The 2,502-nt window shown below is 43.6% G+C and carries 3 protein-coding genes; 1 reads left to right on the top strand and 2 read right to left on the bottom strand.

All coding sequences use genetic code 11. The features are described 5' to 3' along the window. The first annotated feature begins 127 nt into the window (after window positions 1-127). Window positions 128-1,171, top strand: coding sequence for a lactonase family protein (locus tag RYO55_RS09725; RefSeq protein WP_314985320.1), 1,044 nt, complete (start codon window positions 128-130; stop codon window positions 1,169-1,171). 43 nt (window positions 1,172-1,214) lie between these two features. Here RYO55_RS09725 and RYO55_RS09720 read toward each other — a convergent pair whose 3' ends face one another. Both RYO55_RS09720 and atpD read right to left on the bottom strand, forming a co-directional pair. Then, window positions 1,215-1,634, bottom strand: coding sequence for a F0F1 ATP synthase subunit epsilon (locus tag RYO55_RS09720; RefSeq protein WP_061453553.1), 420 nt, complete (start codon window positions 1,632-1,634; stop codon window positions 1,215-1,217). Between the two features lie 10 nt (window positions 1,635-1,644). Continuing rightward, window positions 1,645-2,502, bottom strand: an 858-nt coding sequence (gene atpD, locus RYO55_RS09715; RefSeq protein WP_314985319.1) for a F0F1 ATP synthase subunit beta, incomplete at its 5' end; no start/stop codon positions are given.

The raw sequence follows: 2,502 nt of genomic DNA, 5'->3' as shown, positions 1-2,502 counted from the left end.
TCTTTATGTTCCATAAATACATCCTTTCTGTCATTCTCTCATTATACCATTTTTAATCTAAAATAACTCTTATTAAAGTGCTTACATAGACTAAATGGACACTGCCTGACTGTCATTTTGTGGTATAATGAACTTATCATTATTAAGAGGTATGGACATGAAAGAAACTATTTATTTTGGAACTTATACTCGTCGCTCATCTAAAGGGATATACAAGGCAGATTTTGATACAGAAACAGGCCAGCTTGCAAATCTTGAGCTTTTTGCTACCGAACCAAGTCCGACCTACCTTGCCTTTGACCAACAGCAACACTTATACACCGTAGGGAGCAAGGATGGCTTTGGTGGCATCGCTGCATACAAGACAGATGGCACTTTGCTAAATCATGTAGTTGAAGAAGGCGCTCCCCATTGTTATGTGGCAGTGGATGAAAAGCGTAGTCTCGTTTACGGAGCCAATTATCATAAAGGTCAAGTTCTAGTTTATAAGCGTCAAGCTGATGGTAGCCTCATCCAAACGGATCTGGAGCAGCATAGCGGACAAGGTCCTCATGAAAACCAAACTTCTCCACATGTACACTTTACGGATCTAACACCTGACCAGTATCTCGTCACATGTGATCTAGGTACTGATGAGGTGACGACCTATGATGTTAGCTCAGAAGGAAAACTAACTAAACTCTACACTTATCACAGCCAAGCCGGAGCAGGTGCTCGCCACATCGTTTTCCACCACCACTATAAGATTGCCTATCTCATCTGCGAACTTAATAGCACTATTGAGGTCTTGATTTATGATGGTGTTGGTGAATTTGAACGCATGCAAGTCATTTCAACCTTACCAGATGGATACAAAGGCTTCAATGCTACTGCTGCCATTCGTCTTTCAAAAGATGGCAACTACCTCTATGCATCCAACCGTGGTCATGATTCCATTGCAGTCTATACAATCCTCGCTGATGGTAGTTTGGAATTATTAGAGATTGTTCCAAGTCATGGTAAAACGCCACGCGATTTCGACCTAACTCCTGATCAAGAGTTTCTCATTGCAGTTCACCAAGATTCAGATAATGCAACTGTTTTTAAACGTAATCCCGAAACTGGTCGATTAGCTGAACTTTCTAACGATTTCCGAATTCCCGAAGCCGTTTGCATCACCTTTAATAATTAAGGTAAAATAAAAATGAACTTGATTAAGCAAGTTCATTTTTATTTTATAGTTTATTTCCGACATTGATACGGTTAATGGCACGTTGCAAAGCAACCTTAGCTCGCCGTTCTTGGTCAATCAAGTGTTTATCTTGCGCTTCTTCAATTTCACGTTCAGCACGAAGTTTCGCACGCTCTGCACGACTAATATCGATATCACGAGCACGCTCTGCCGAGTCTGCTACGATGGTAATGATGTCATTGGCAATCTCGATAATCCCTCCATTCACTGCAATCCAGTTCACATGAGTATCGTCATCAATTCGTTTTACCTTTACTTCATCAACCGCTAAAACCGCAATCATATTTTCATGTCGTGGCAAGATCCCCATCTCACCATCCAGAGTTCGTACCGATACAAAGCTGGCATGGTGATCATAGACGAGGCCATCTGGCGTCACGATCTGGACAGTTAACTGAGCCATAGATCACCTCTTAAAATCCCATTTTCTCTGCCTTAGCAATGACGTCTTCGATTGAACCGACACCACGGAAGGCATCTTCTGGTAGCTGGTCATGTTTTCCTTCAAGGATTTCCTTAAAGCCACGAACTGTTTCTGCTACTGGTACATACGAACCAGGTTGGCCAGTAAATTGCTCCGCAACGTTGAAGTTTTGAGACAAGAAGAACTGGATACGACGGGCACGTGCAACCAAGGTCTTTTCTTCATCAGAAAGCTCATCCATACCAAGGATAGCAATGATATCTTGCAATTCATGGTAACGTTGAAGGACACGTTTAACTTCAGCAGCAACTGCATAGTGATCTTCTCCGACAATCTCAGGCGCCAAGGCACGAGAGCTTGAAGCCAATGGGTCAACGGCTGGGTAGATACCCAACTGTACCAACTTACGTTCCAAGTTTGTTGTTGAATCCAAGTGAGCGAAGGCTGTTGCTGGCGCTGGGTCAGTATAGTCATCCGCTGGCACGTAGATAGCCTGAATAGAGGTTACAGAACCCTTCTTGGTTGATGTGATACGCTCTTGCAATTGACCCATTTCCGTAGCAAGTGTTGGTTGGTAACCAACGGCTGATGGCATACGTCCCAAAAGGGCAGATACTTCCGAACCAGCCTGAGTGAAACGGAAGATATTGTCGATAAAGAGAAGCACGTCTTGGCCTTCTACATCACGGAAGTATTCAGCGATTGTCAAACCAGTAAGGGCAACACGCATACGTGCTCCCGGTGGCTCATTCATCTGACCAAATACCATGGCTGTTTTCTCGATAACGCCTGATTCTTTCATTTCCCAGTAAAGGTCGTTCCCTTCACGAGTACGTTCCCCAACACC

Source organism: uncultured Veillonella sp. (assembly GCF_963551295.1).
Classification (GTDB): Bacteria; Bacillota; Negativicutes; order Veillonellales; family Veillonellaceae; genus Veillonella.
Note: the sequence above shows the minus strand (reverse complement) of the source record. Positions and strands in the feature narration are given on the sequence as shown.